The sequence below is a fragment of the Pedobacter sp. genome, assembly GCF_965279535.1.
Classification (GTDB): Bacteria; Bacteroidota; Bacteroidia; order Sphingobacteriales; family Sphingobacteriaceae; genus Pedobacter.
The window spans coordinates 4,870,800-4,895,537 of sequence record NZ_OZ257244.1; the positions used below are offsets into that span (position 1 = coordinate 4,870,800).

Annotated in this window: 14 protein-coding genes; 12 read left to right on the forward strand and 2 right to left on the reverse strand. The window is 39.8% G+C overall.

Annotated features, from left to right (window positions below):
- The first annotated feature begins 72 nt into the window (after positions 1-72).
- From ACQY77_RS20370 to ACQY77_RS20390, 5 genes are all read left to right on the forward strand, one after another.
- Positions 73-3,537: a SusC/RagA family TonB-linked outer membrane protein gene (locus ACQY77_RS20370; protein ID WP_421940482.1), complete on the forward strand. Its 3,465-nt coding sequence runs from the start codon at positions 73-75 to the stop codon at positions 3,535-3,537.
- A gap of 11 nt (positions 3,538-3,548) precedes the next feature.
- A complete protein-coding gene (locus ACQY77_RS20375) occupies positions 3,549-4,955 on the forward strand; it encodes a RagB/SusD family nutrient uptake outer membrane protein (protein WP_421940481.1) in 1,407 nt (468 codons plus the stop codon).
- 8 nt (positions 4,956-4,963) lie between these two features.
- Complete coding sequence (locus ACQY77_RS20380) at positions 4,964-7,531, forward strand: zinc-dependent metalloprotease (RefSeq protein WP_421940480.1); 2,568 nt, start codon at positions 4,964-4,966, stop codon at positions 7,529-7,531.
- Positions 7,532-7,540: 9 nt separating this feature from the next.
- On the forward strand, positions 7,541-8,647 hold the full coding sequence (locus ACQY77_RS20385) for a redoxin domain-containing protein (RefSeq protein ID WP_421940479.1): 1,107 nt from the start codon (positions 7,541-7,543) through the stop codon (positions 8,645-8,647).
- Between the two features lie 84 nt (positions 8,648-8,731).
- Positions 8,732-10,003, forward strand: a complete 1,272-nt coding sequence (locus tag ACQY77_RS20390) for an amidohydrolase family protein (protein WP_421940478.1) — start codon at positions 8,732-8,734, stop codon at positions 10,001-10,003.
- A 150-nt stretch (positions 10,004-10,153) separates the two neighbouring features.
- Here ACQY77_RS20390 and ACQY77_RS20395 read toward each other — a convergent pair whose 3' ends face one another.
- Positions 10,154-11,542: a M60 family metallopeptidase gene (locus ACQY77_RS20395; RefSeq protein ID WP_421940477.1), complete on the reverse strand. Its 1,389-nt coding sequence runs from the start codon at positions 11,540-11,542 to the stop codon at positions 10,154-10,156.
- A 265-nt stretch (positions 11,543-11,807) separates the two neighbouring features.
- Here ACQY77_RS20395 and ACQY77_RS20400 point away from each other — a divergent pair, with 265 nt between their 5' ends.
- The 6 genes from ACQY77_RS20400 (at position 11,808) to ACQY77_RS20425 (ending at position 22,710) form a co-directional block, all read left to right on the forward strand.
- A complete protein-coding gene (locus tag ACQY77_RS20400) occupies positions 11,808-12,401 on the forward strand; it encodes an RNA polymerase sigma factor (RefSeq protein ID WP_421940476.1) in 594 nt (197 codons plus the stop codon).
- 101 nt (positions 12,402-12,502) lie between these two features.
- Positions 12,503-13,666: a FecR family protein gene (locus ACQY77_RS20405; protein ID WP_421940475.1), complete on the forward strand. Its 1,164-nt coding sequence runs from the start codon at positions 12,503-12,505 to the stop codon at positions 13,664-13,666.
- A 79-nt stretch (positions 13,667-13,745) separates the two neighbouring features.
- A complete protein-coding gene (locus ACQY77_RS20410) occupies positions 13,746-17,129 on the forward strand; it encodes a TonB-dependent receptor (protein WP_421940474.1) in 3,384 nt (1,127 codons plus the stop codon).
- A gap of 12 nt (positions 17,130-17,141) precedes the next feature.
- Positions 17,142-18,686, forward strand: coding sequence for a RagB/SusD family nutrient uptake outer membrane protein (locus tag ACQY77_RS20415; RefSeq protein ID WP_421940473.1), 1,545 nt, complete (start codon positions 17,142-17,144; stop codon positions 18,684-18,686).
- A 46-nt stretch (positions 18,687-18,732) separates the two neighbouring features.
- Positions 18,733-21,276 carry a glycoside hydrolase family 95 protein gene (locus tag ACQY77_RS20420; RefSeq protein WP_421940472.1) on the forward strand — a complete coding sequence of 848 codons (2,544 nt, stop codon included), beginning with the start codon at positions 18,733-18,735 and terminating at the stop codon, positions 21,274-21,276.
- Between the two features lie 171 nt (positions 21,277-21,447).
- Entirely contained in the window at positions 21,448-22,710 is a 1,263-nt protein-coding gene (locus ACQY77_RS20425) for an Hsp70 family protein (RefSeq protein ID WP_421940471.1), read from the forward strand.
- A 177-nt stretch (positions 22,711-22,887) separates the two neighbouring features.
- Here ACQY77_RS20425 and ACQY77_RS20430 read toward each other — a convergent pair whose 3' ends face one another.
- Entirely contained in the window at positions 22,888-23,247 is a 360-nt protein-coding gene (locus ACQY77_RS20430) for a winged helix-turn-helix transcriptional regulator (RefSeq protein ID WP_421940470.1), read from the reverse strand.
- A gap of 78 nt (positions 23,248-23,325) precedes the next feature.
- Between ACQY77_RS20430 and ACQY77_RS20435 the strand changes: the two genes are divergently transcribed.
- Positions 23,326-24,213 carry an NAD(P)H-binding protein gene (locus ACQY77_RS20435; RefSeq protein WP_421940469.1) on the forward strand — a complete coding sequence of 296 codons (888 nt, stop codon included), beginning with the start codon at positions 23,326-23,328 and terminating at the stop codon, positions 24,211-24,213.
- Positions 24,214-24,738 lie beyond the last annotated feature (525 nt).

Here is a 24,738-nt window from a genome sequence, read left to right on the forward strand (position 1 = left end):
ACAGCAGGCGTGCTGCGAACACCCTGCTGTGAAGATTTAGAAGCCTTATTACTAACTACTAAAACCAAACAAATGTACAATAAATTGTTCAATAGGCCAGCCTATGCGCTAAACTTTGCGCTGGCCAAAAAGCATGTTGCTCAACAACATGTTGCAGTTAATGCGCTCCCCACATTAATTAAAATTATGAAGTTTTCTTTACTGCAAATTTTGGGTATTGCCATTGCTGTTCAGTTCAGCTGGTCTTCTGTTGTGAAAGCCCAACTAACTGAAAAACGCGTAACGATCGAGTTTTCTGACCAGAAACTGGAGAAGGTATTAAAAACCATTGCCACCAAAGCGCAGTTCAGATTGGTTTATAACAATCAGATAAAAAAGAATGATTCGCCCATCAGCGGAAACTATAATAACATCCGGTTAAAAGACCTTTTAGACAGGCTCTTAAAATCAAATAAACTTACTTACGAAGTGATTAATGATCAGTTCGTGGTGGTTAAATCGCAAACAGAAAAGGAAATTGAACCGGCCTCTATTTCAGAACCTTTATTAAACCCTTTGGTTCAAAAACGTGATGGTTTTGTAGCAAATGGTAAAGTGGTAGATGAAAATGGTGACCCTATGGTGGGTGTTTCCATCCGCGTAAAAGGAAGTACAAATATAGCCGCTACCAACGCAAGGGGAGATTTTGCAATAGGTGCGCCAGGGCCAAATACTGTTTTAGAATTTACTTTTATAGGTTACAGTACACAAAATATCACCGTTAATTCTGGTAATCCCATTATGGTGAAAATGAAACCCGATCCTGCTAAATTAGATGAGGTAGTTGTGATTGGTTACGGTACTACTACCAGAAGAACGAGTACTGGCTCTCAAACAGGGATTAATGCCGATGATATTGCCAAACAGCCTGTAGCCAATCTATTGCAAACTATGCAGGCAAGGATGCCGGGGGTTTCTATTGTTCAAACCAATGGCTTGCCAGGCGCAGGAATAAACGTACAGATTCGCGGTGCAAATTCTATTGGCCGCCCTAATCGCCCGCTTTATATTGTAGATGGGGTACCTTTTTTATCTGAGCAGATTAATTTAGCCGCATCTTCGTCTGGTACAACTGGATTACCCTCGGCTGAAGGACAAACAAGCCCGCTGAATACTATTAATCCGGCTGATATCGAAAGTATTGAAGTACTAAAGGATGCTGATGCAACGGCAATTTATGGCTCGCGCGCAGCGAACGGGGTAGTATTGATTACTACTAAAAGAGGAAAATCAGGGAAGACGAAATTTGGGGTAAACGCCTCTACCGGTGCTTCTGTTGTTCCGCATTTTATAGAAATGTTAGGGGTTGATCAATATCTCGCCTTGCGAAGAAAAGGATTTGCCAATATGACCACTAATCCTGCAGCACCTTCAACTATTAGTGCCCCCGATTTATTGGTGTGGGATCAAACAGCGAACACCAACTGGCAAAAAGAACTTTTAGGAGGAACGGCCAGAACGCATGATATTAGTGCCAATGTTTCTGGTGGAGATACCCGCACTAACTTTTATGTAAGTGGCACTTATCATAAAGAAGGAAACGTGTACCCGGGAGAGCAATCTTACCAACGTGGTGGAGTAAATGTGAACCTGAATCACAGTTCGCTGGATCAAAGGTTTACCATGGGCTTATCTGCGATTTATTCCACAGATAAAAATGATATATCGACAACAGATTTAGCTAATTATGCTTACAACCTGCCACCAAATTATCCTGTATATAATCCAAATGGAAGTTTGTACTGGGTTTCTGGTTTAAACAACCCTTACGGATTTTTATACCAGACGAATGATAACAGATCCAGTAACTTGTTATCGAGTTTAAATCTGAAATACACCATTTTAGATGGGCTGGATATAAAATCAACTTTTGGTTACAGTAAAACTGATTCAAAACAGACTACCATAAGACCACTAAGTTCGTTGAATACAGCACTAACTGTGCCTACTACCGGTACTTCCAGTTTCGCCTACACTTATACCAATACCTATATTTTAGAGCCACAAATTACTTATAACCGTAAAGTTTGGAAAGGAAACTTAAATTTACTTGCAGGTGGAACTTACCAATACAGAAAATCTGAACAACCCTACTATACCAGTGCTTCGGGTTTTCCCTCTGATGATTTCTTAAGAAATATCTCATCAGCAACGATAATTTCAACTTCCGCTTCATCAAAAGAGTTTAAATATGCCTCACTTTTTGGTCGTGTAAATTACAACATCGAAAATAAATATATTGTAAATGCCAACTTCAGAAGAGATGGCTCTTCACGGTTCGGCCCGAACAGAAAGTTTGGAAACTTCGGTTCAGTGGGTGGTGCATGGATTTTCTCTGAGGAAGACCTGATTAAGGATAAAACCAACTGGTTTAGTTTTGGTAAACTCCGTGGAAGTTACGGAACAGTGGGTAGCGATGAGATTGGCGATTACCAATATCTGGCTACATACTCTACTTCTTCGGCAATTTATAATGGAATCTCCAGTTTAAATCCATCAAGAATTGCCAACGACGATTACCAATGGGAAACAACTAAAAAACTGGAACTCGCTATAGAACTGGGCTTTTTTAAAGATCGGTTGTCTTTAGTAGCTTCCTATTACAGAAACAGAACAGGTAATCAGTTAATTAATTACCCATTAAGTCCGCAGGCAGGTTTCACCGGTTATCAGAGTAATTTAGCTGCGCAGGTGCAAAATTCGGGGGTAGAATTGAGTTTAACCAGTACGAATATTAAGAATAAAGATTTCACCTGGACTTCTTCCTTCAATATCAGTAGGAACGAAAACAAGTTGTTGTCTTTTCCTAATATCGAAAAAACATCCTATTATACCACCTATCTTGTGGGCAGACCCATTAGTTTCCTAACTGGTTACCAGTTTTTAGGTATCGATCCAACCACTAACCTGCCATCTTTTGCCGATTTAAATGGTGTTGGAGGTACTGCAAATCCAACTACCGGCCTATCGGAGATTGGCCGTGGCGATCGTTATGTAATTGGCAGTGCCTATCCAAGTTTCTTCGGAGGTTTAACCAACTCTTTTAACTATAAGGGATTTAATTTAGATTTCACCTTCCAGTTTGTGAAGCAAAAAGGAAAAAGTTTAGCTGCTGCCTCATTTTATCCTCCCGGATATATGTACAATGCTGCGGCCAGTGTAATGAACGATTATCTTGCTCTTGGTTCAGCAGATTATCTGGTTACTGCAGGTACAGGCGGTACAAACGGTAGGGCAGCCTATTTTGGTTATAGTAACTGGACAGGCGCTGATGTAAACATTGTGGACGCCTCTTTTATCAGGTTAAAAAATGTAAGCTTATCCTACACACTTCCTGCAAAATGGTTAGCGAAAGTACATGCAGAAAATATCAGGGTATTTACACAAGCACAAAATTTATGGACCATTACAGGCTATAAAGGTTTCGATCCTGAGTCGCAGGGCGTAACAACCCCTCCATTGCGTACCATTGTTGCCGGTTTACAGTTCACTTACTAACATTTTCAATCATGACAAAATCATTTCATAAAATATTGCTAAGCAGCATCGCGTTGGCCACATTGGTTTTATCTGCTTGCGAAAAAACGGTAGAAATCGATCCACCTTTAAACGAGATCACCACGTCGGTTGTTTTCTCTTCCGATAAATTGGCTACTAATGCTATGGCTGGACTTTATACCGGACTGGCTTCTACTGTAACCCAGAGTACCTATGTGCCAGTTTACAGTTCGCTTCAAGCCGATGATCTTTTGTACATTGGCGTGAACCCTACTTTTAAAGAAGTTTTTGATAATGCGTATTCTACGCTAAGTTCAGTTCAATCTTCTGTTTTTTCAGATTGGTATGCCATGATTTACAGGGCAAATTCAATTATAGAGGGCTTACAAAAATATTCAGGTACTTCAGATCAGGTAAAAAAACAGTTAACAGCCGAAGCAAAAGTGATCAGGGCATATTGTTATTTTAACCTGGTAAATACTTTTGGCGGTGTACCATTGGTATTAACTACTGATGTAAGTGTTAGTGCCATGTTGCCTAAGGAAACTGTTGCCAATGTTTATGCACAAATCACAACCGATTTAACAGAAGGTAAAGCAAACTTACTGGCCGATTATTCTGCATCCGGAAATACCAGATTAGGCGTTAACAAATTTGTAGCTGCGGCTTTACTGGCCAGGGTAAGCTTATTTACGGCAGATTATCCAGCTGCAGAAAGTAATGCTTCAGAAGTTATTGCCTCAAATTTGTACAGCATGATTTCTTCTGCCAATATCGCAACAGGGGTATGGGTAAAGAACAATACCGAAAGTATATGGCAAATGTCATCGCCGCTTAACCCAACCCAACAATACACGGTAGAGGCAGGAACATTCTTACCATTTACCGGATCTAATCCTCAGTTTGAGATTCGCCCAGCTTTCTTATCGCTCTTCAGCGCTACTGACCTTCGTCGCCAGCGTTGGATGACAAATTACACGGTAGCAGGCGTAATCAAAGTGGTACCCTTTAAATATAAATACATAACGAATGCGGCCGCAGTGGCAGCAAATGTGATAGAAGCACCTACAACTATGCGTTTAGCTGAACAATACCTAATCAGGGCAGAGGCAAGAGCCCGAATTGGAACCAATTTGGGTGGCGCATTGAGCGATTTAAATGTGATCCGTACCAGGGCGCAGGCAGATGTGAGTACAAGTACTACACAGGCCGCGCTGATTTCCGAAATAGCCTTAGAAAACCGCAAAGAATTCTTTTGCGAACAAGCTTACCGTTGGTACAATCTGAAACGGACCGGAGAAGCCGATGCGGTAATAGGGGCATTGAAACCCAGTTACCGGCCTGCTGCGAAATTGCTTCCGTTCCCTAATAATGCTGTAGATGCCAATCCAAATTTAATCCAAAACCCGGGTTACTAAAAAGAAACATGAAAAATAACATATTCAACCTGAACACCAAGCCTAAAAGCTTGGTGTTAGCTACCGCTTTGCTCGTTTTAACAGCAAGTTCATGTAGCGTTTTTAAGAAGAACAAACGTAAAAAGGCAGCTGCAGCATCCACAGCTGCATTGGCTACTAAACCGAAAGCTGATAGTGTCAAAAGTGTCATCAGGCCTTACAGTGAGATAGTTACAGCTAAGGCAGTAACTCAAAAAGGTTTGTTTACCGTTCATAAAGTGAACGATAAATACTTTTTTGAAATTCCCAATCAACTATTAAAAAAAGAAATTTTAGCGGTAAACCGACTAAGCAAATCTACTCCCGGAGCAGGTAACTATGGAGGTGAAGAAGTAAGTTCGAGAATTATTTATTGGGATTTAGGTCCGAATAATAAATTGTTCTTAAAAGTTTCGGCTACAGTGAGTATTGCCGATTCTAGCGATATGATTTCTAAAGCAGTGGCGAGCTCTAATCTGAATCCCATTATGGCAGCTTTCCCGATCAAGGCAAAAAGTAAAGATTCATCAGGAGTTGTAATTGATGTAACTGATTTCTTGATTAGCGAAACCCCGCTATTATCCTTTAATGGTGAAAATAAGAAGAGCTATGGTTTAGGTCCACAGGTGGCAGATCGTTCTTACGTCGAGAGTGTAAAGAGTTTCCCAATCAATACAGAGGTAAAAAGCATCAGGACTTATACCGCTGTGGGTGGAAACTTGCCTGCAGTTAGCGAAGCGGGGGCGATTACATTAGGAATGAACACCTCTTTTATCAAGCTTCCCGAAAACCCCTTAAGAAAACGGATATACGATCCACGTGTTGGCTTTTTTGCCAGTGCAAATATTTTGTATAAAGATAACCAGCAAAAAGTAGAGCAAGAGGCATTCATCCACCGCTGGAGACTAGAACCTAAAGCAGAAGATTTAGAGAAATTCAGACGTGGGGAATTGGTAGAGCCTCAAAAACAGATTGTTTATTATATCGATCCGGCAACGCCTAAGAAATGGAGACCGTTCTTAATCGCCGGGGTTAACGATTGGCAAAAGGCTTTCGAACAGGCTGGTTTTAAGAATGCAATTGTGGCGAAAGAATGGCCGGAAGCAGATACCACAATGAGTTTGGATGATGCCCGTTTTTCGGTAATCCGTTACTTCGCCTCTCCTCAGCAAAATGCCTACGGTCCAAATATCGCCGACCCGAGAACTGGTGAGATTTTGGAAAGTCACATCGGTTGGTACCACAACGTAATGAATTTGGTCCACCGTTGGTACATGATTCAGGCAGGTGCCATCGATCCAAGGGCCCGTAAAAATAAGTTCGACGATGAATTAATGGGACAGTTAATCCGCTTCGTGTCTTCCCATGAAATTGGCCATACCTTAGGTTTAAGGCATAATATGGGGGCCAGTAGTACGGTGCCTGTCGAAAAATTACGCGATAAAAACTGGGTAGAAGCTCACGGACATACACCATCTATTATGGATTATGCCCGTTTCAATTATGTGGCACAACCTGAAGATCATATCAGTGAAAAAGGAATTTTCCCAAGAATTAACGATTATGATAAATGGGCCATTCAGTGGGGTTATAAACCCATTTTAGATCAGCCAGATGCACAGGCAGAACGGAAAATATTAAATAAGTGGACAATCGACAGCCTGGCCGGCAACAAACGCCTGTGGTTTGGTGGAGAAGGTAAAGATTTTGATCCACGGTCTCAGGCAGAAGATTTGGGAGATGATGGTATTAAGGCCAGCTTGTATGGAATCAAAAATCTTAAAAGAATTGTTCCTCAGTTAATTAACTGGACAAGCGAAGAAGGTAAAGGCTTTGCTAATTTGGAAGAAATGTACAAGGAAGCCGTAGGACAATATAGCCGTTATGCATTCCATGTAGTGAAAAATTTGGGAGGCGTTATGGTAACGGAGCGAACCTACGATCAATCGGGTCCGGTTTATCAGTCTGTGAGTTTAGCCAAACAAAAAGAGGCGATTAAATTTATGAATGAGCAGATTTTTGCTACACCAACCTGGTTATTAAATAAGCAAATTTTGAACAAAATTGATCCGGGATATGGATTCAATGATGTTCAACGCGTTCAGCAAGGTGTTTTGGCGGCAGCTACCTCGCAAAGCAGGCTTTATCGAATGATGGTGAATCAACGTGATAATGGTAAGGGTGCTTATTCTCCGCGAGAATGGCTTAACGATTTAAAGACAGGTATTTTCACTGAATTAAAATCGGGTAAACCTACGGATGAATACCGCAGAGCGCTACAGAAAATGTATGTAGGTAGCATAATTACCATGTATAACAAACGTTTCGCCTTGCAAGGCTCTACAGATAATATTCTGGCTTCTGTAACACCAACTGAAATTTTGTTGTATTCGAATGTGAAATCTTTGGCCTTTGCACACTTAAAAGATTTGCGTGAAGATATCACTAAGGGAGCGGCAAGCGCTAAAGATCAGGACACAAAAATTCACTTCCAATACCTGAAACAGATGTTGGATAAAATTGTGAATGAATCTCCTATCCCAGGGTTAAATTATTAAAAAATCGCTATGATCAGTTTAAAAAGGAAACGTTCTAAAACAGCACTTATCGCTTTAGCATTGATCTCTATTTCGGCAGCCTTTTCGTTTAAGGCTGCCAATTATGAATTCGATGGTGTGCTGGCGGGCCCCGATGGGACGGTTATCAAGCTGAGCTATCGCTATGAGGGAAAAGAAGTAGCAGATTCAACAGTTTTAAAGAATAACCATTTCTCGTTGAAAGGCGCATTGCCAGAAACAATGATTTGTACATTGAGTAATTCTGCTAATCAGCAGATTAAAATATTTGTAGCACAAAATACCATTATTGGTTTTTCAGGAACACTGGATAAATTTTATGATTTAGCAATAAAGGGAGCAACAGAAAATACTCTTTATCAGGGTTTTAAAAGTAAAACTTTATCACTTTCGGGAGATTATCGTAAAAGCATAGAAAAAGCGAAAATTGATCGCCATGACCGGAGAAATCTACATTTTTTAAATTATAAAAGACGGGTAGATAGCCTGACTATTGATTTTGTAAAACGCAATAGTGCTTCTTCTGTTGCGGCTTTAGTTATGATTGATAGTTATTTGAATGATACAGATAGAAAACAGGCCGCTAATGGCTACGCACTGTTGTCTGAGAAAGGAAAAAGCACTTTTTATGCCAAACGGATTAAGCAGTTTATTGATACTGCAGTAGCCATCAGTAAGGGTAATGAGGCTCCAGCTTTTACTTTGGCCGATTTAACCGGCAAAGCGGTGAAACTGAGTGATTACCGAGGAAAATATGTTTTACTGGATTTTTGGGCGAGCTGGTGCCCGCCATGCAGAGCTGAGCATCCTTTGCTTAAGCAATTGGAGCAGCGTTATGGAAAAGAAATTGTATTTCTGAGCATATCCATGGATGCGGTAAGTAAATCATGGAAACAGGCTGTGCAGGCAGACCAATTAACCTGGACTCAGCTCAACGACCCACAATCAACCAATGGTGAAGTCGCCGACAGTTATGGGATCAAAAGCCTCCCCTTTAACTGTATTATTGGCCCAGATGGAAAAATATTAGCAACAAAATTGAGAGGGCAGGACCTGGCAAATTTTCTTGCCAAAAACTTCACCTTACCAAGGAACTAGAAAAGAGAGTTAGTTTAATGATGACAAGCGCAGTTGGTGGATGCCACTGCGCTTCTTTTTTATTACAGCATAATATGCAACGAGATGAATAGAAATACATTTATGACCACAACCAGGGTTTTCATAATCCTGATATTTGCTTTTACACAAATCAATGCAAAGCCAAACAGCAATTTGATTAGAAAGCCAATTATGGCTGATTCTTTGTTGATTTTGAAGAATGTGCACGTTTTAGACGTTAAGAAAGGAAAATTTTGGCTGGGGAAGGATATCGTCATTCGTTCAGGAAAGATTATTAAAATAGGCAAGGCACCGCGAAAATTAGATCGTGCAAAAGTGTTGGATTTAACCGGAAGTTTTGTTATACCCGGCCTAATTGATGCACACGTTCATGTTACGGCTCACAGAAGTAATAATATTGAAAATACCTATAAGCATCTGGAGTATTTCCTGAAACATGGCATTACTTCCGTTCGGGACGCAGGTGGCGACGGAGCATCCTTATTGAAGGCACAAACTGAAATCCGGGAGGGGAGAAGGATTGGATCAGATGTTTATTTCTCCTCCTTTATGGCGGGTGATTGGTATTACAATAGAGATCAGGGGCTTAGGAACGAACCTTACAGCCCCTGGGAGCAACGCTTAGTGCCTGGCGATTATTTGGATAAAGCAATGGCCTCGGCTAAAGCCAGCGGGGCAACCGGGGTGAAGCTTTATCATTCGTTCGATAAAAATTTTTTACCGAAAGTGGCTAAGGCCGCGAGGCGCCACAACCTGAAAGTTTGGGGACATACTATGATGTACCCTGCCAAACCGATAGAAGTGGTTAAATCAGGCGTACAGGTACTCTCTCATGTTTCTATGCTGGAAACGATGAAAACGGATACCTTATTTTACAGAAGAACTACATCAGCAGCTTACAAGGATAGCGTAATTGCAAATTTAGATATCACTGAATTTTGTAGGGAAATGAAAGCTCATCACGCCATATTGGATGCAACTTTATGTGTTTCAGAAAGAGATCGATGGGTTTTTCCTTTAGCAAAAAGGGTTCATCAGCAAGGTGTTAAAATTGTAGCTGGTACCGATCAGATTGTTGATTTGAAAAGTTCTTATCCACGTTTGGTAGATGAATTGGATTACTATATTAAAGAAGCTGGTTTTACAGCTGCGGAAGCCATTCGCTCTGCTACCATAACTGGTGCAGAAGTACTGGGGCAGGAGAAAAATATTGGAAGTATTAAATCAGGGAAACAGGCCGATTTGCTAATCCTGAGAAATAATCCGCTTTTAAACATCAGGGCGCTCGAAAACATCAGTCTGGTGATTAAGTCAGGGAAAATATTGATAAATTAAATACACAATTGATTCTGATTCTTGGGCTCAGGGAAAAAGGAGCAGAATTTCTGCTCCTTTAAATTGATGGTTAATATAGTCGTAAAATGAATTTATAAATTCAAGGTCGGTCTGATTATGCCTAAAATAGGCGCTACCTAATATTCAGCTTTACTGTTCGCTTAAAGTACTTGGCTCTACAACGGGTTGGGGCAGGTTTAATGCAGAAATCTCTGTATAGATGTTTTCATTTACCCGAAAGCCCCATTTTCTGAAGAACACGGTGAGGTCTTTTCCAGAGATATTACATGCTTTTAGCATAAAAAAGCGCATTTTTTCTTCATCTGTATTAACGCTAGGATTTTCTATTCGAGTAGCTTTATGTAATTGATGGTAAAAATTATCGCCAAAAGCCATCCATAATTGGTGGAACATGCTAAGTCGTACCCATTCGCGCTTACTTGGCATAAAAGCATTATCATTAAAGTTTTTTGTTGAACTGGTATCTGCTAAAAATGTTGCAACAAGTGGCCAAACATTATCACGTTTTAACCTTGAAGGTGTAACCCCCATTGCTCTTTCTACTGCGAGACTATAAATATTCACGGTTACTTCTCCAAGGCCATCCCATTTCCAGGGCTGCTGCTGATGCATATGCCCCAACTCGTGCCACGGTCCCCAGCCATCAATTCCTCCAATTTTTGAAGTAAATGGAGCACTTGCTGCATTTGTAACGTAAGACGTTCGATACGAGGTCGCAGCCATCCAGCCTGTACCGTCATTTTCTGTCATCAAGATCCTCTGATGTATATTCGGTTCATGCTCAGGTGCTGAACTGTCTAAACCGGAAATGGCATCCTCTACATCCATTACCTGATCGGCTTTACTGAGGACATAGTTGTTGTCTTGTGCTTGTGTGGTCAATGCCCTTTCTCTGGAATACACCTGATATACACGATCCCCAATTAATACCACATCAGGAGATTGAGTAAAGCTGTTTAACTGATTAGTCCAGTCTGCTGCGGTAGTCTGGTTTTTAATATAAGTTGGTACAGATATGTGACCGCTTACAAAGGTAATTCTCACTCTGCTGGAAGGGCTGCCTGAAGCACGAAAACGTACCCAGATTAAACCTCCATACTCATTTGAAGTAATGTTATTTGTATCAGCAGTAAGCGTAAATTCCTGTGGATTGGGGTTTGTGGAGTATCGGGAATAAGTACCAATCAGAAGTTTGGGTCTTTTAGTTCCTTTTAACTGTTTAACCACAATTTGCATTGTGGTGTTGGGAGCGAGGTAAAAGCCTGTCGGATCAAAATCAGACCATGGGCTTCCCATTTTTAGCCTGGTTTTTTCTGCGTTAGCATCTTTTAGTTCATAAAAATCCTGAGTGTTGCTTCCAACAGTTGTTGTTAGCTTGGGGTTGCTGGAAGCAGAAAGCTCATCGGGTTTTTTTAGGTTTTCATTTTCCAGTTCAAGGTTTTCTTTACAGCCGAAGAAGGACAGAAATAGTACCATAATGCCTGTTGTAGACAGAATGTTAAACATTTTGAAGTTCATAAAATTGGGATTAAGGTGAAGTATTTCAGCTAAAGAGACTTAATTTTAATGTTACACACACTGTATTATTTTTCAGAGGTATTGTATAGCTTAACAGTAGACATATATTGATGGTTAATCATTCGTAAAAGCAGTGTGTGTGGCTTTAAGAATAGGTCTCCATAATTTTAATAAGATGCCGTTAAAATCTGTCCCGTGTAATGAAATGATAATTTATTTCGTATGTTCGGTATCTTAAAATTTTGAGCTAACCAAGGGTTTTGTAATGAAGAGCTATACTGGATTTACCGATGCTGAATTGATTTCTTACCTGAATCAGGATGATCAGTATGCTTTTACAGAGATTTACAGACGCTATTGGGATAAGATTTATATAATTGCACGCAAGCGCTTAGGCAATAGCATGGACGCAGAAGAGATTGTTCAGAATATTTTTCTTAATCTTTGGAGAAAACGATCCACTTTTGAGTTAACCACCCAGTTTCCCAATTATTTTGCTGTGGCAACAAAGTTCGAAGTAATGGATTTAATGCGGAAGCAAGCCAGCATTTTTGAGTATGTGAAGGATTTTAAAAAGAAATTTTCCGAGCTGGATATGCAAACTCAACAGGAAATTGAGTTTTCGGAGTTTAAAGAGCAAATGCAATCAATCATTACTGCACTGCCAGATAAATGCCAGATGGTGATTAAGCTAAAATACAATGAAGGGCTCTCGCAGAAAGAAATTGCAGCACAATTAAACATCTCTGAGAAAACGGTTGAGGCCCATCTTGCCAAAGGCAGAAAAATCCTCCAGCAATCGCTTATGGATTATAATATTCAAATTTTGGTATGTTGCTTATATCTTTTTAGAGATTAGGAAACCAAGACAAAATCGTCCAAAAAAAATATTTTCATTTCGACTAAGGGATTTTTTGTTCTGAAACGGCTTGATAATAAACCAAGCTATTTTCTAACCGAATGTCAACACCTAAACCGCCTAAAAGAATTTTACTTTTAGCCCAGAAATGGCTGAATAATACAATTACAGCATCCGAAAAAAAGGAATTCGATGACTGGTATAATGCATTCGACGATACTGTTTTTGATGTAGATTCACCAGAAGGATTTCAAGAATTGGGAGATGAAATTCATACTAAAATTCTCAGTAAGATTAATCGCGAGCATAAACGTAGCAGCCTTAAGCTTTGGAAAACCATCACCATTGCCGCTACAATGATACTGGTGTTTGCTGGCGCTTTACTCGTCTACCAAAAATCAAAGCCTCAGTCAGAAACCAATCAAACTGCTACGGTAAATATTCTCCCAGGCAAAAATCAGGCTACACTTACACTGGATAATGGTAAAAAAATCTTTCTGAACGATGTGGTAAATGGTGAACTTGCTGCTGCTGGCAATGTAAAAATTGTGAAGATAGAGAATGGTCAGTTATTGTATAAGGTTGATGGAGCTAAGGCCCAGCCAGGCGATACAGCAGCTTTTAACACCATTGAAACTCCTCGTGGTGGTCAATATCAAATTGCACTTCCCGATGGAACGCATGTTTGGTTAAATGCAGGGTCATCCTTACGCTTTCCGGTTGCCTTTGCTGCTAAGAATCGAATGGTTAAACTTCAGGGCGAAGCTTATTTTGAAGTTGCCCACAATGCTAAAAAGCCATTTCTCGTGAGTACGGAAAAACAAACCGTAGAAGTGTTAGGAACACATTTCAACGTTAATGCTTATCAAGGCGAAACATTTACCAAAACAACCCTGCTCGAAGGGAAAGTAAAGGTGTATCGTGCAAGCGCTAATGGAGCCATAAAAGAAAATAGCATTTTGTTTCCAGGAGAGCAGGCAAGTCTGAGTAAAGATCATTTAGTGGTGAAGCAGGTAGAAGCCGAAAACGAAATTGCCTGGAAGAATGGCTATTTTATCTTCAATGGCGATGATTTTGAAACTTCTATGAGAACCATCGGAAGGTGGTATAACGTTGAAATTATTTGCCAAGGCAATTTTGACGATATCGTCTTAGGTGGAACCATGTCACGGTCTAAAAAATTAGATGAAACATTAACGGTTCTGTCTTTAACGCAAAAGATAAAATTCAGATACGAAGGCCGAAAGGTGATTGCAACAAGGTAAGTGCTACTAAAACTTTAACCATTGCGATAATTCTTAAACGAGCATCCCTAACAAGTTTTAAATTTTTAATAACCAAAATATGAACCTTAACTTAATTCATGTACAGCGGTGTGCCCTGTACAAAAAGATTAGACTATTAACCAGGCTCACCATCATTTTAATCCTGATGGGCCTCTTACAGGTGAGTGCGGTTTCTATGGCCCAAAGTATTTCACTTTCCCGGAAAAATGCGCCCCTGGAAAAGGTACTTAACGACATTAAGAAACAAAGCGGGTACGATATTATTTATATCCGACAGGTGATTAACAAATCGAGGCCAGTTAACATCCAGGTAGAGAATAAAACCTTAGAAGAAACCTTAAAAATAATATTTGCCGACCAACCCCTCGACTTTAAAATTTACAATCGGACAATTGTTATTAGCGAACGTACCAGTCAGCCTTCAACCTTTTCCACACCGGTTTTGAATAAGAACATAGATGTGAAAGGGAAAGTTGTAGATGAGACCGGGCAACCCATGCCGGGCGTTAGTATAAAGGTTAAGGGCGGATCAAATGGTGCAGTGACAGATCCTAACGGCCTTTTTACCTTGAAAAACATAGATGAAGATGCTATTTTGATAGTATCGTATGTTGGATATGATACACAGGAACTTAAAGCGACAGCTTCATTAACGGTGAGCCTAAAGCCTGCTTCCAGTAGCTTAAGTGATGTGGTTGTAGTAGGTTATGGTACACAAAAGAAGGTGAATTTAAGTGGAGCAGTATCAACTGTTTCCGGAGCAGAACTTACTAAACGTGTTGCTACCAACCCATCACAACTCTTGCAAGGCCAGTTGGCAGGTGTAAATGTAACTCAGGGGTCAGGAGAAGCCGGTAATGAGAATACGAACATCACCATTCGGGGCCTAGGTACGTATAGTGGGGCAGGAAGTCAGCCATTATATATTATTGATGGTATTCCGGGTAATTTTAGCAACTTAAATCCAGAAAGTATTGAAAATGTAACCGTGTTAAAAGATGCTGCATCTGCTGCGATATACGGTTCGAGGGGTGCCAATGGAGTTATTTTAGTTACCACTAAGCAAGGTAAAGCTGGAAAAACGCAAATCAGCTATAGTTATAATATAGGTGTTACCAATGCAACCCGGTTACCCGAGTTGATCTGGGATTCGCCTACCTATATGAGGTTATTTAATCAGGCGGCAAACAATTCAGGTTTAGCAGCTGCAAGCAGATTTACATCGCAACAGATAGATGCTTACACGAATCCTGCAAATCCAAATCAATATCCGAGTTTTAATTGGCTCGATGCTGTTTTTCAATCTGCTAATGTACACACCCACAATTTAAGTGTAACAGGTGGGTCAGAGAAAACAACATATAATGTAGGCTTAGGTTTTGTAGATCAACCCGATGTAATGGCTGGTTTCAGTTTTAAAAAAACAAACTTACAATTCAACATCAATAGTACCATTTCTGATCACATTAAGATGGGTACAAACCTGACCATCAATTATGGAAGAAGAATTTTTCCAAGAAATGGGAGTGAAGATCAATTCTTATCTACTTTGGCGCAATCGCCACTTTATGCCCCTACTCTAGCCGATGGCAGTGGCCGATATACTGCTGTAGCTTATCCCTTTATGGAATCCAACAAAAACCCTATTGCTGTAGCGGAAACAGCATTGGCCTCTACAGACAACTATGCCGTTCAGGGAAATTTATTTGTGGATGTCAAATTGCTGGAAGGTTTACAATGGAGAACTACTTTAGGAACGAACTTTAACTTTTCTAAAAACTATGAATACAAACCGGTTGTAAATCAATACTATTATCAAAGCGGTTTGTTTGCCCGTACTTTAGATGTTGCCGGCCAGGGTTTGACGGTAACCGATAATAACGATATTTACCCCTTAGGTATCAGTCAGCTAACTTATAATAAGAAAATCGGAGCGCATAATTTTTCTGCACTTGCCGGTGTTCAGAAAGAATATTTCAAGGAGCAAAATTTAAGTGCCTCCAGGGTATACTTTGCCAGTGATGGAATTAGAGAAATTAATGCAGGTGGCGCCGGAAATTCTACCAATTCGGGTTATGCAAACGAGTGGAGCTTAAGTTCTTACTTCGGACGGGTAAATTACGATTATAAAGGTAAGTATCTTTTTGAAGCCAGCGCCAGATACGATGGATCTTCTAGGTTTAAAGAATCAACAAGATGGGGTTTTTTCCCATCAGCCTCAGTGGCTTATCGCATTTCTCAGGAAAAATTCTTCGAAAACCTGTTGCCGGTAATCAACGATTTGAAATTTAGAGCTTCCTATGGTGTTTTGGGTAATCAAAATATAGCAGGCAACATTAATGCAAAATACTACCCTTATCAAACCGTGTACAACACAGGCTTTCCATATCCATTAGGAAGTTCATTAGTAGATGGGGTAAGGCAAAACGCGCTGGCCGATGATTTAATTACCTGGGAAACGACAGCATCAACCAATTTTGGAATCGATATCGCCTTATTAAAAAACAAATTGAATTTAACCGTTGATTACTACAACCGTAATACCAAAGATATTTTGGATGCAGCTGTATTACCCATTTATACAGGAACTACAGCACCTACAGTAAACTTCGGTAAGCTTGCCAATAAAGGTTTAGACCTTTCTGTAAGTTATAAGAATAGGGTGGGCGATTTTGCCTATGGCATTCAGGGCATTTTTCAAACCAATAAAAATAAGGTAACAGAATATGGTGCAACCAGTATTTCAGCCAGAAACCTCCGTCAGGCGGGTTTACCTTATGACAGCTATTACTTATATGAATTTGAGAAAATTTTTCAATCTGCAGCAGAAGTATCCAGCTCAGCAGTTCAGTCGCCTGCAGGGCAGCCAGGTTTATTCAAGTTTAAAGACTTAAACGGTGATAATAAGATCGATGCCAATGACAGACGCGTTTTTGATGGCATCTTTCCAAAATTTGATTACTCTTTTAAAATGGACTTCGAGTATAAGAATTTCGACCTGAGTATATTTTTATACGGTTCTGAAGGTAGAAAGGTATATGTAAATCAATGGGGAATAGAGCCATTCAGGCAAGGATCTCCTCCTCCGGTAGAATGGGTAGATGCCTGGACAGCTGAAAAACCGAGTACAACTCTACCACTTATTTACATTGCCAATTCCGGGCCTATTGCTCAGAACCTGGGAGCAGCTTCATCCTACTATCTTAAAGACGCTTCCTTTTTGAGGATTAAGAATATTCAGTTGGGTTATAATTTTCCAACAAGCTTAACCAGGAAGTTTTTTGTAAATGCCTTGAGGGTTTATTTTGCCGGAGATAACTTATTCCTGTTTTCAAAATTTCCAGGTTTAGATCCTGAACGGGCAGTAAATGCAACCAGTGACAGATATGTCACCCATCCGCAAAACAAAGTGTTCAATTTTGGACTAAGAGTTACACTATAAAAGACATTAGAAATGAAAAAGATTAATTTATATACCGGCCTGTTGATGGCAATCTTATTTTCTGCATGCCAAAAGGAATTCTTAAATAGGGTTCCACTTACCCAGCCAACGGAGGAGAATTTTTGGCAAAATAAAACAGATGCTGAATTTGCATTAGCAGGCTGTTACAACTTTTTGAGTAGAGGAGCCAATGCGGTTTCTACCACGGCTACAGCGCCAGGCTGGGGAGGTGGATACATGCTTTGGGAAACTTTGAGTGATAATGCTTATACGACTTCCGGAACAGGAAATTTCGCAATTGCTTCATTCGGAAGTTTCGATCCCTTAACCACAGGGATAATCCTGGATGCATACACAGTGGGATATCAGGCCATAGCCTCCTGCAATATCTACCTGGCCAATATTGGTCGTGTGCCAGGTTTAACCATCCAGGAACGCAACCGTTATATTGCCGATGTACGTTTTTTACGTGCTTATCAATATTTTATGCTATCTGAATTATATGGTGGCCTTCCTTTAATAACCAAACCGCTTGGTAACAATGATGAAAGCAAGAGGATAAGTCGAGTCAGCAAAACCATTATAGTTGATACAATTTTAGCAGATTTAGAATATGCAATTAACAACCTGCCAAATACAGCTTACAGCGGACGGGTAACAAGAGGTACGGCTTTAGCTTATAAAGCGAAAGTGCTGATGAGTAATGGCAAATTTACTGAGGCGGCCGTAGCTGCAAAGACGGTGATAGATGAAAAGATGTTTAGCTTAAATGCAAGTTATAATTCACTGTTTTTGAAACCAGGACAAAATAATAATGCCGAAATCATGTTTTCAGCACGCTATCTTCCTCCTGCATTTTATAGCCCACAAGACTGGCTTTTATCCTATGTTAACTTCGTTCAACCTTTAAAATACCTGGTAAACGATTATGAGTGTACAGATGGATTACCTATTTCTTCGTCTCCCTTATATAATGCTGCAAAACCATATGAGAACAGGGACATAAGATTAGCAAGTACGGTAATTGTACCTGGAAATTTAAGAGGAGTAAGCCCTGGAACTGAGTTTGATCCTGCAAGAGATAATGTTCCAAGTGGTTTTCTGCCCAGAAAAGGTGTAGATCCAAACAGATTTCCTACTACCTACGCAACAATTAGCGATCAGGATTGGGTTTTGATGCGATATGCCGAAGTTTTACTTACCTATGCGGAGTGCCAGAACGAGGTTTCAGGACCGGATGCAAATGTGTATGATGCAGTAAATAAAATTAGAAAAAGAGTTAATATGCCTGATTTACCAGTTGGCTTAACACAAACGGCGATGCGGGAAAAGATAAGACATGAAAGAAGGGTGGAGCTTGCGCTGGAAGGCCAGCGGTACTTTGATTTGAAAAGATGGGGTAATATTAAAAGTGTGATTACTGCAGTGATAGATCCTAATAATAAAGCCAGAACATTTCCAGACAGAAACCTGCTTTGGCCAATACCACAATCAGAAATTGATAAGGCAAAAGCTTTGGGCAATACTGGTTTAACTCAAAATCCAGGATATTTTTAATTGTAATTATTTATAGCATAGTTTGTATAGTTTAATTGGAACAACAATGAGATACACTTTTTTACTGACTTTGATGCTCGCAGCTTTTTGCAGACAGGGCTTTGCCCAGCAGGGCGAGCAACAACTATGGTATAATGAACCTGCCGTTACCTGGGAGGAAGCTTTACCCCTAGGAAACGGCAAAACCGGAGCAATGGTTTTTGGCCGGGTAAACCGCGAAAGGATTCAATTAAATGATAATACACTTTGGTCAGGCTATCCCGATGCCGGAAATAATCCAAACGGACCTACAGTATTGCCACAGGTTAGGGCGGCTATATTTCAGGGAGATTACGAGAAAGCCACTCAGCTATGGCGGAAAATGCAGGGACCTTATAGTGCAACCTATCTTCCATTGGGAGATATTTTTATACAGTTTCATCAAAAAGATAGTGTATGTACCAATTACAAGAGGCTTTTAAGTCTCGATCAGGCCATTTCTAAAACCAGTTATACCCTAAAAGGAATAAATTATGAACGGGAGGTATTAACCAGTTACCCGGATAAGGCTTTATTGGTGCGGATTAAGGCCAGCAAAGCGGGAGCACTTAACCTGAATATTGGCTTACTGAGCAAACTCAAATTTACTGTACAGGTTGAATCTGGAAATACAATCGTTTTGAGTGGTAAGGCTCCAAAATATATCGCTAACCGAAAGTATGAGCCTCAGCAAGTGATATATGACGAAAAAGAGGGCATGACCTTTCAAATTCGTTTAAAAGTTAAAAATGAAGGTGGTACGGTTTCAGTGGATAACAATCAGTTAAAAGTTTTAAATGCAAAGGCCCTGTCTATTTACCTTACCGAAGCAACCAGCTTTAATGGATTTGATAAATCGCCTGTAACACAAGGAAAGGATCCTGCTATAGAAACCAGGAAGAGTATGGATAATGTCTTTGTCAAAAGCTTCGAAAAAATAAAGCTGGCTCATATAGCAGATCATCAGGAATTGTTTAACAGGGTTAAATTTCAGCTGATCCAAAACCCGCTTGCCGAACAAAAACCCACCAACCTGAGGTTATTAAATTATACAAAGGAAAAAAATGATCAGGGTTTACAGGTTTTGTATTATCAATTCGGTCGATATCTGATGATTGCATCCTCAAGGCCAGGTTCGCGTCCATCTAATTTGCAGGGCATATGGAATGACCTTGTACAACCACCATGGCACAGTAATTATACCACCAACATCAATACGGAAATGAATTACTGGCCTGCAGAAAACACCAACCTCTCCGAATGCCATCAACCCTTGTTCGATTTTATCAAAGAATTAGCAGTAAACGGGGCAATTACTGCCAAGGTAAATTATAACATTGATAAAGGCTGGGTAGCGCACCACAATTCCGATCTATGGGCAAAAACATCACCTCCCGGTGCATACGATAAAGATCACATGTCTAACCCGCGCTGGTCTGCCTGGCCAATGAGTGCCTCCTGGTTCAGTACCCATCTTTTCGAACACTATTTGTATACAGGAGATCAGGCTTTTTTAAAAAATACAGCTTACCCCTTAATGAAGGGAGCGGCAGAATTTATGTTACATTGGTTGATCAAGGATGATCAAACCAACTATTTAGTTACGGTTCCCTCAACATCTCCAGAGAATACAATGAAGATTGATGGTAAGGAGTATCAGCTGTCTAAGGCTTCTACAATGGATATGTCTATCTTAAGGGCATTGTTTTCTGATTTAATTTCGGCCTCGGAAATTTTGGATATTGATAAAGATTTTCGCAAGGAACTTATGGAAGCTAGATCCAGGCTTTATCCTTTTCATATTGGGCAATACGGGCAGTTGCAGGAGTGGTTTAAAGATTACGACGATCCGAAAGATACACACAGGCATATTTCTCATTTATTCAGCCTTTTTCCAGGGAATCAAATTTCCGTATTCAATACTCCAGAACTGGCAAGCGCTGCTAAGCAATCGCTAATTTTCCGTGGTGATGTAAGTACAGGATGGTCTATGGCCTGGAAAATTAACTGGTGGGCGCGCTTACAGGATGGTAATCATGCTTACAAAATACTGGAAGATGCTTTCACTTTTATTAATTCGAAGGAAGAAAATATTAAGGCCGGAGGAACCTATCCAAATCTTTTTGACGCGCACCCACCATTTCAAATTGATGGAAACTTTGGCGCAACAGCAGGAATGACAGAAATGCTGCTGCAGAGCCAGGATGGGATGGTTAGCTTATTACCTGCATTGCCCGCAGCATGGAAAACCGGACGCATTGCTGGAATCAAAGCCAGAGGAAATTTTGAGATCGGAATAGGCTGGGATAAAGGAAAGCTAACTGAGGCATCTGTAAAATCACTCATTGGAGGTAACTGTAAATTGAGAACCCTTCAAAAGGTAAGGGTAGTAGATTTAAGTGGGAAAACTGTTGAAAATCTTGCTGTTAATCCATTACTAAAAAAGCCTTTTGTACCACCCTATCAAAATAATTCAAAAACCAGCTTAAAAGAAATAAACCATGAAACAGGGTTCATCATTGATTTCAAAGCGGAAAAGGGAAAAGTTTACCGCATAGTTCCGGAAAGTTAATAGAGAATGATATTGCTTTAAGTGAAATTTAAATAATATTTAGTTTTGGTTTGAGCCGGAGTATTGCATTAAGCTTTACACCGGTTTTTTTTATATCTTCTATTTTTTTCTTAACTGAATTTTCAATACTTTCGCCGCCCCTCGTCCATTTTTTTAATTTTATCCTGCGCAATGAAAAAGTTTTTATACGGTATTGACTTTGGTACAACCAATTCGGCTTTGGCCATTTATGATGAAGAAAAGCGTGAAATCCACAGTACCATTATTATACCATCGCTGATTTATTTTTATCATGAACTTCAAACCGGCGAAAAGAACTATGTAGTGGGGGAGGAAGCCATCGCGGCTTATCTGCAGGAAGGAATGAAGGGACGTTTCATTAAATCTATAAAGCAGATTCTATCTCGTACCAGTTTTTCTGAAACCCGGATACAAAACAGGCGCTATAATGCTTCTGATCTGGTAGCCATTATTTTGAAGGAATTGAAGAGCAAAGCCGATAAGATTATCGGACAGGATTGTCAGAAGGCGGTTATTGGTAGGCCAGTTTTTTTTGATGATGACAATGTGCAGAAAGATACACTTGCCCAGAACAGGTTAAGTAAGGCCGCAGAATTAGCAGGTTTTACTGATGTTCGTTTTCAATTTGAACCTATTGGTGCTGCATTTGCTTATGAGCAAACCCTAAGCAAAAAGGAAAATGTTTTGGTTGCCGATTTGGGTGGTGGTACCACCGATTTTACTTATCTGGTACTGGATCCTGCCAAAGTTGGAAGTAAGGACCGGAAAGGCGACATGATTGCAACAGGGGGTATCTACATTGGTGGAGACAGTTTTGATTCTGCTTTTATGTGGGAAAGGGGAACACCGTATTTTGGGAAATATACCCAATACGAAGCTACCCGGGGTAAGGTTTTAACCGTGCCTAAATCACTTTTTGCCAATATTTGCTCCTGGGAGCAGATGAATTTCTTTAACGGGCAGCGCATCAGAAAAGATATTGAGGATTATTATTATTTCTCGGGCAACGATCGGAAGTTCAAGAACCTGATCACGCTCATCGAAAATAACCTGGGGTATTCGGTTTTCCAATCCATTGAACAAACTAAAATTGCATTGTCAAGCCAGGATAGTACCTCATTTGCCTACAATCATTTAGGGATAGAGATTGATGAAACCATATCCTTAACAGATTATGAGCAATTAATCAAAAAAGATGTCGATCGGATTTCAGCTTATCTCGAAACTTTTATGGAGCAATACCAGATTGACGTGAAAGATATAGATAGCCTCTTCTTAACGGGTGGTACTTCTATGGTAAGTAGTATTCAGAAATTATTTAAAGAGAAGTTCCCGCACATCAGTCTTAACTCCGGAGATAATTTTAAAAGTGTTGCACAGGGTTTGGCGTACAGTGGTTACCTTTTTAATTGATGGGTTAAAGGGGAGTGTAAAGTATAAAGTATCAAGAATAAGTATCAGGACAAAGACTGTTATATGTGTGCTCCTGATCATAGATGATATTGAAACTGACCCGCTTTAATCCACAAGATCTGGCTACAAAATGACATAAATTTGAAAGGCTATGTCTGAGATAACTAACCCATAATACTATTGGGGTTTAAAATCCCTTGCATCAGCCCATTTCACCATTTCATCCAGAATGGGTCTTAATTGTTCTCCTTCGGCACTTAAACTATAAGTTACGAAAGGAGGAATTACATTTTCAGCTTTTCGGATTACCAGTATGTCTTCCTGCATCTCTTTCAAATGCTGTATTAGCATTTTTTCTGTTACCGCCGGAATTAGCCTTTTTAATTCACTGTAGCGTTTTGGCCCACTTAACAAATGAAAAAGAATAATGGGTTTCCAATGTCCTCCAATTTTGCTCATTACAAAGCTAACAGGGCAGGTAGCTTTACTACTTCTTCTGTTGGCGTTGGATGTCGAATTTTCTTTTATGGCAGTCATGATACATACTTTGGGGTAAGTACTTGTAAAAAAGTAAGTACAAATATAACTTTGACTATTCAAAAAAAGAAGATAATCATGAAAATAATTTTAACAGGATCGCTGGGAAATATCAGCAAACCACTAACAACTAATCTTACTGTTCAGGGACATGATGTAACTGTGGTGAGTAGCAATCATGACAAAGCAGATCAGATAAAAGCACTTGGTGCAACACCTGCTATTGGCTCTGTAACTGATGAAGAATTCTTAACCGGAATTTTTAAACAAGCAGATTTAGTATACCTGATGGTACCTAATGATTTTTCAACTAATGATATGAGAAATCATAGCAAGACCATTGGTCAGCACTATATTAATGCAGTGAAAAAAGCAGGGGTTAAGAAAGTGGTTTTGCTCAGTAGCATTGGTGCACATTTAGAAAAAGGAACAGGACCTATTGCCGGACTGCATGATGTTGAACAAATTTTTAGAAGCGAAGATGGCTTAGATTTGCTGATTTTAAGGCCAGCTTATTTCTACAATAATTTTTATGCAAATATGGATATGATTAAACATGCCGGTATTATTGGAAGCAATTATGGAGCAAATAAACCTTTGGTAATGGTTGACCCTCAGGATATTGCTGCGGTGGCTGCCAGGGAAATCCATTCAGGCTTTACCGGAATAAGTACCCTTTACATCGCCAGTGATAAACGGACACTGGGAGAGGTTGCTACTCAAATTGGAATAACCATTGAGAAATCTGATTTGCCTTGGGTAGAATTTACAGATGAGCAGTCTTTTGAAGGTATGGTAAGTGCCGGGCTTCCAGAAGAAATTGCAAAAAACTACGTGGAAATGGGAACTGCCATTAGAAGTGGTGTACTTTGGGAGGATTTCGATACCAAAAACATTATACCAGAAGGCAAAATAAAATTGGAAGACTTTGCGCTTAAGTTTGCGCAGGCCTACAAAGCCAAATAATATACCCAAATATTATAGCTAAGCTCTTGTTGATCATGACTGGTTGGCAAGAGTTTTTTTGCAAAAATTAATGATGACCAAACTAAATGATCATGTAAATGTTTAATCTAGCAAGTATTCAGACTGAATTAAAGAATAATAATCATTTGAAATACCGAATAGTAAGAAAAAGCCGTTTTAATAAAAACAATTACATTAAACATATGAGCCCAACCGTTTTCATCTGGACAGGACTTTTAATTGCCCTTGGTTTTTATATCCGATCATATTGGAAGTTGAATAGAAAAAAATAACAAGCATTCTTGAGTTCCTTACCTCAATTCCTGGCTTTCAAGCTGAGATCAAAATCATAAAGTTGCTCCTGCCTGAATATTTACCCAAATTAAAACCCAATCCGAACTTCCGCTTAAATTGAAATCCGCGGGCTAAGCTTTCCACACAAACATCCCTGATTTCAGCATTTTTCTGGTTATAGAAAGCATCATCTTTTTCAATAAATATTTCTAGCGGATTGAGGAGATACCT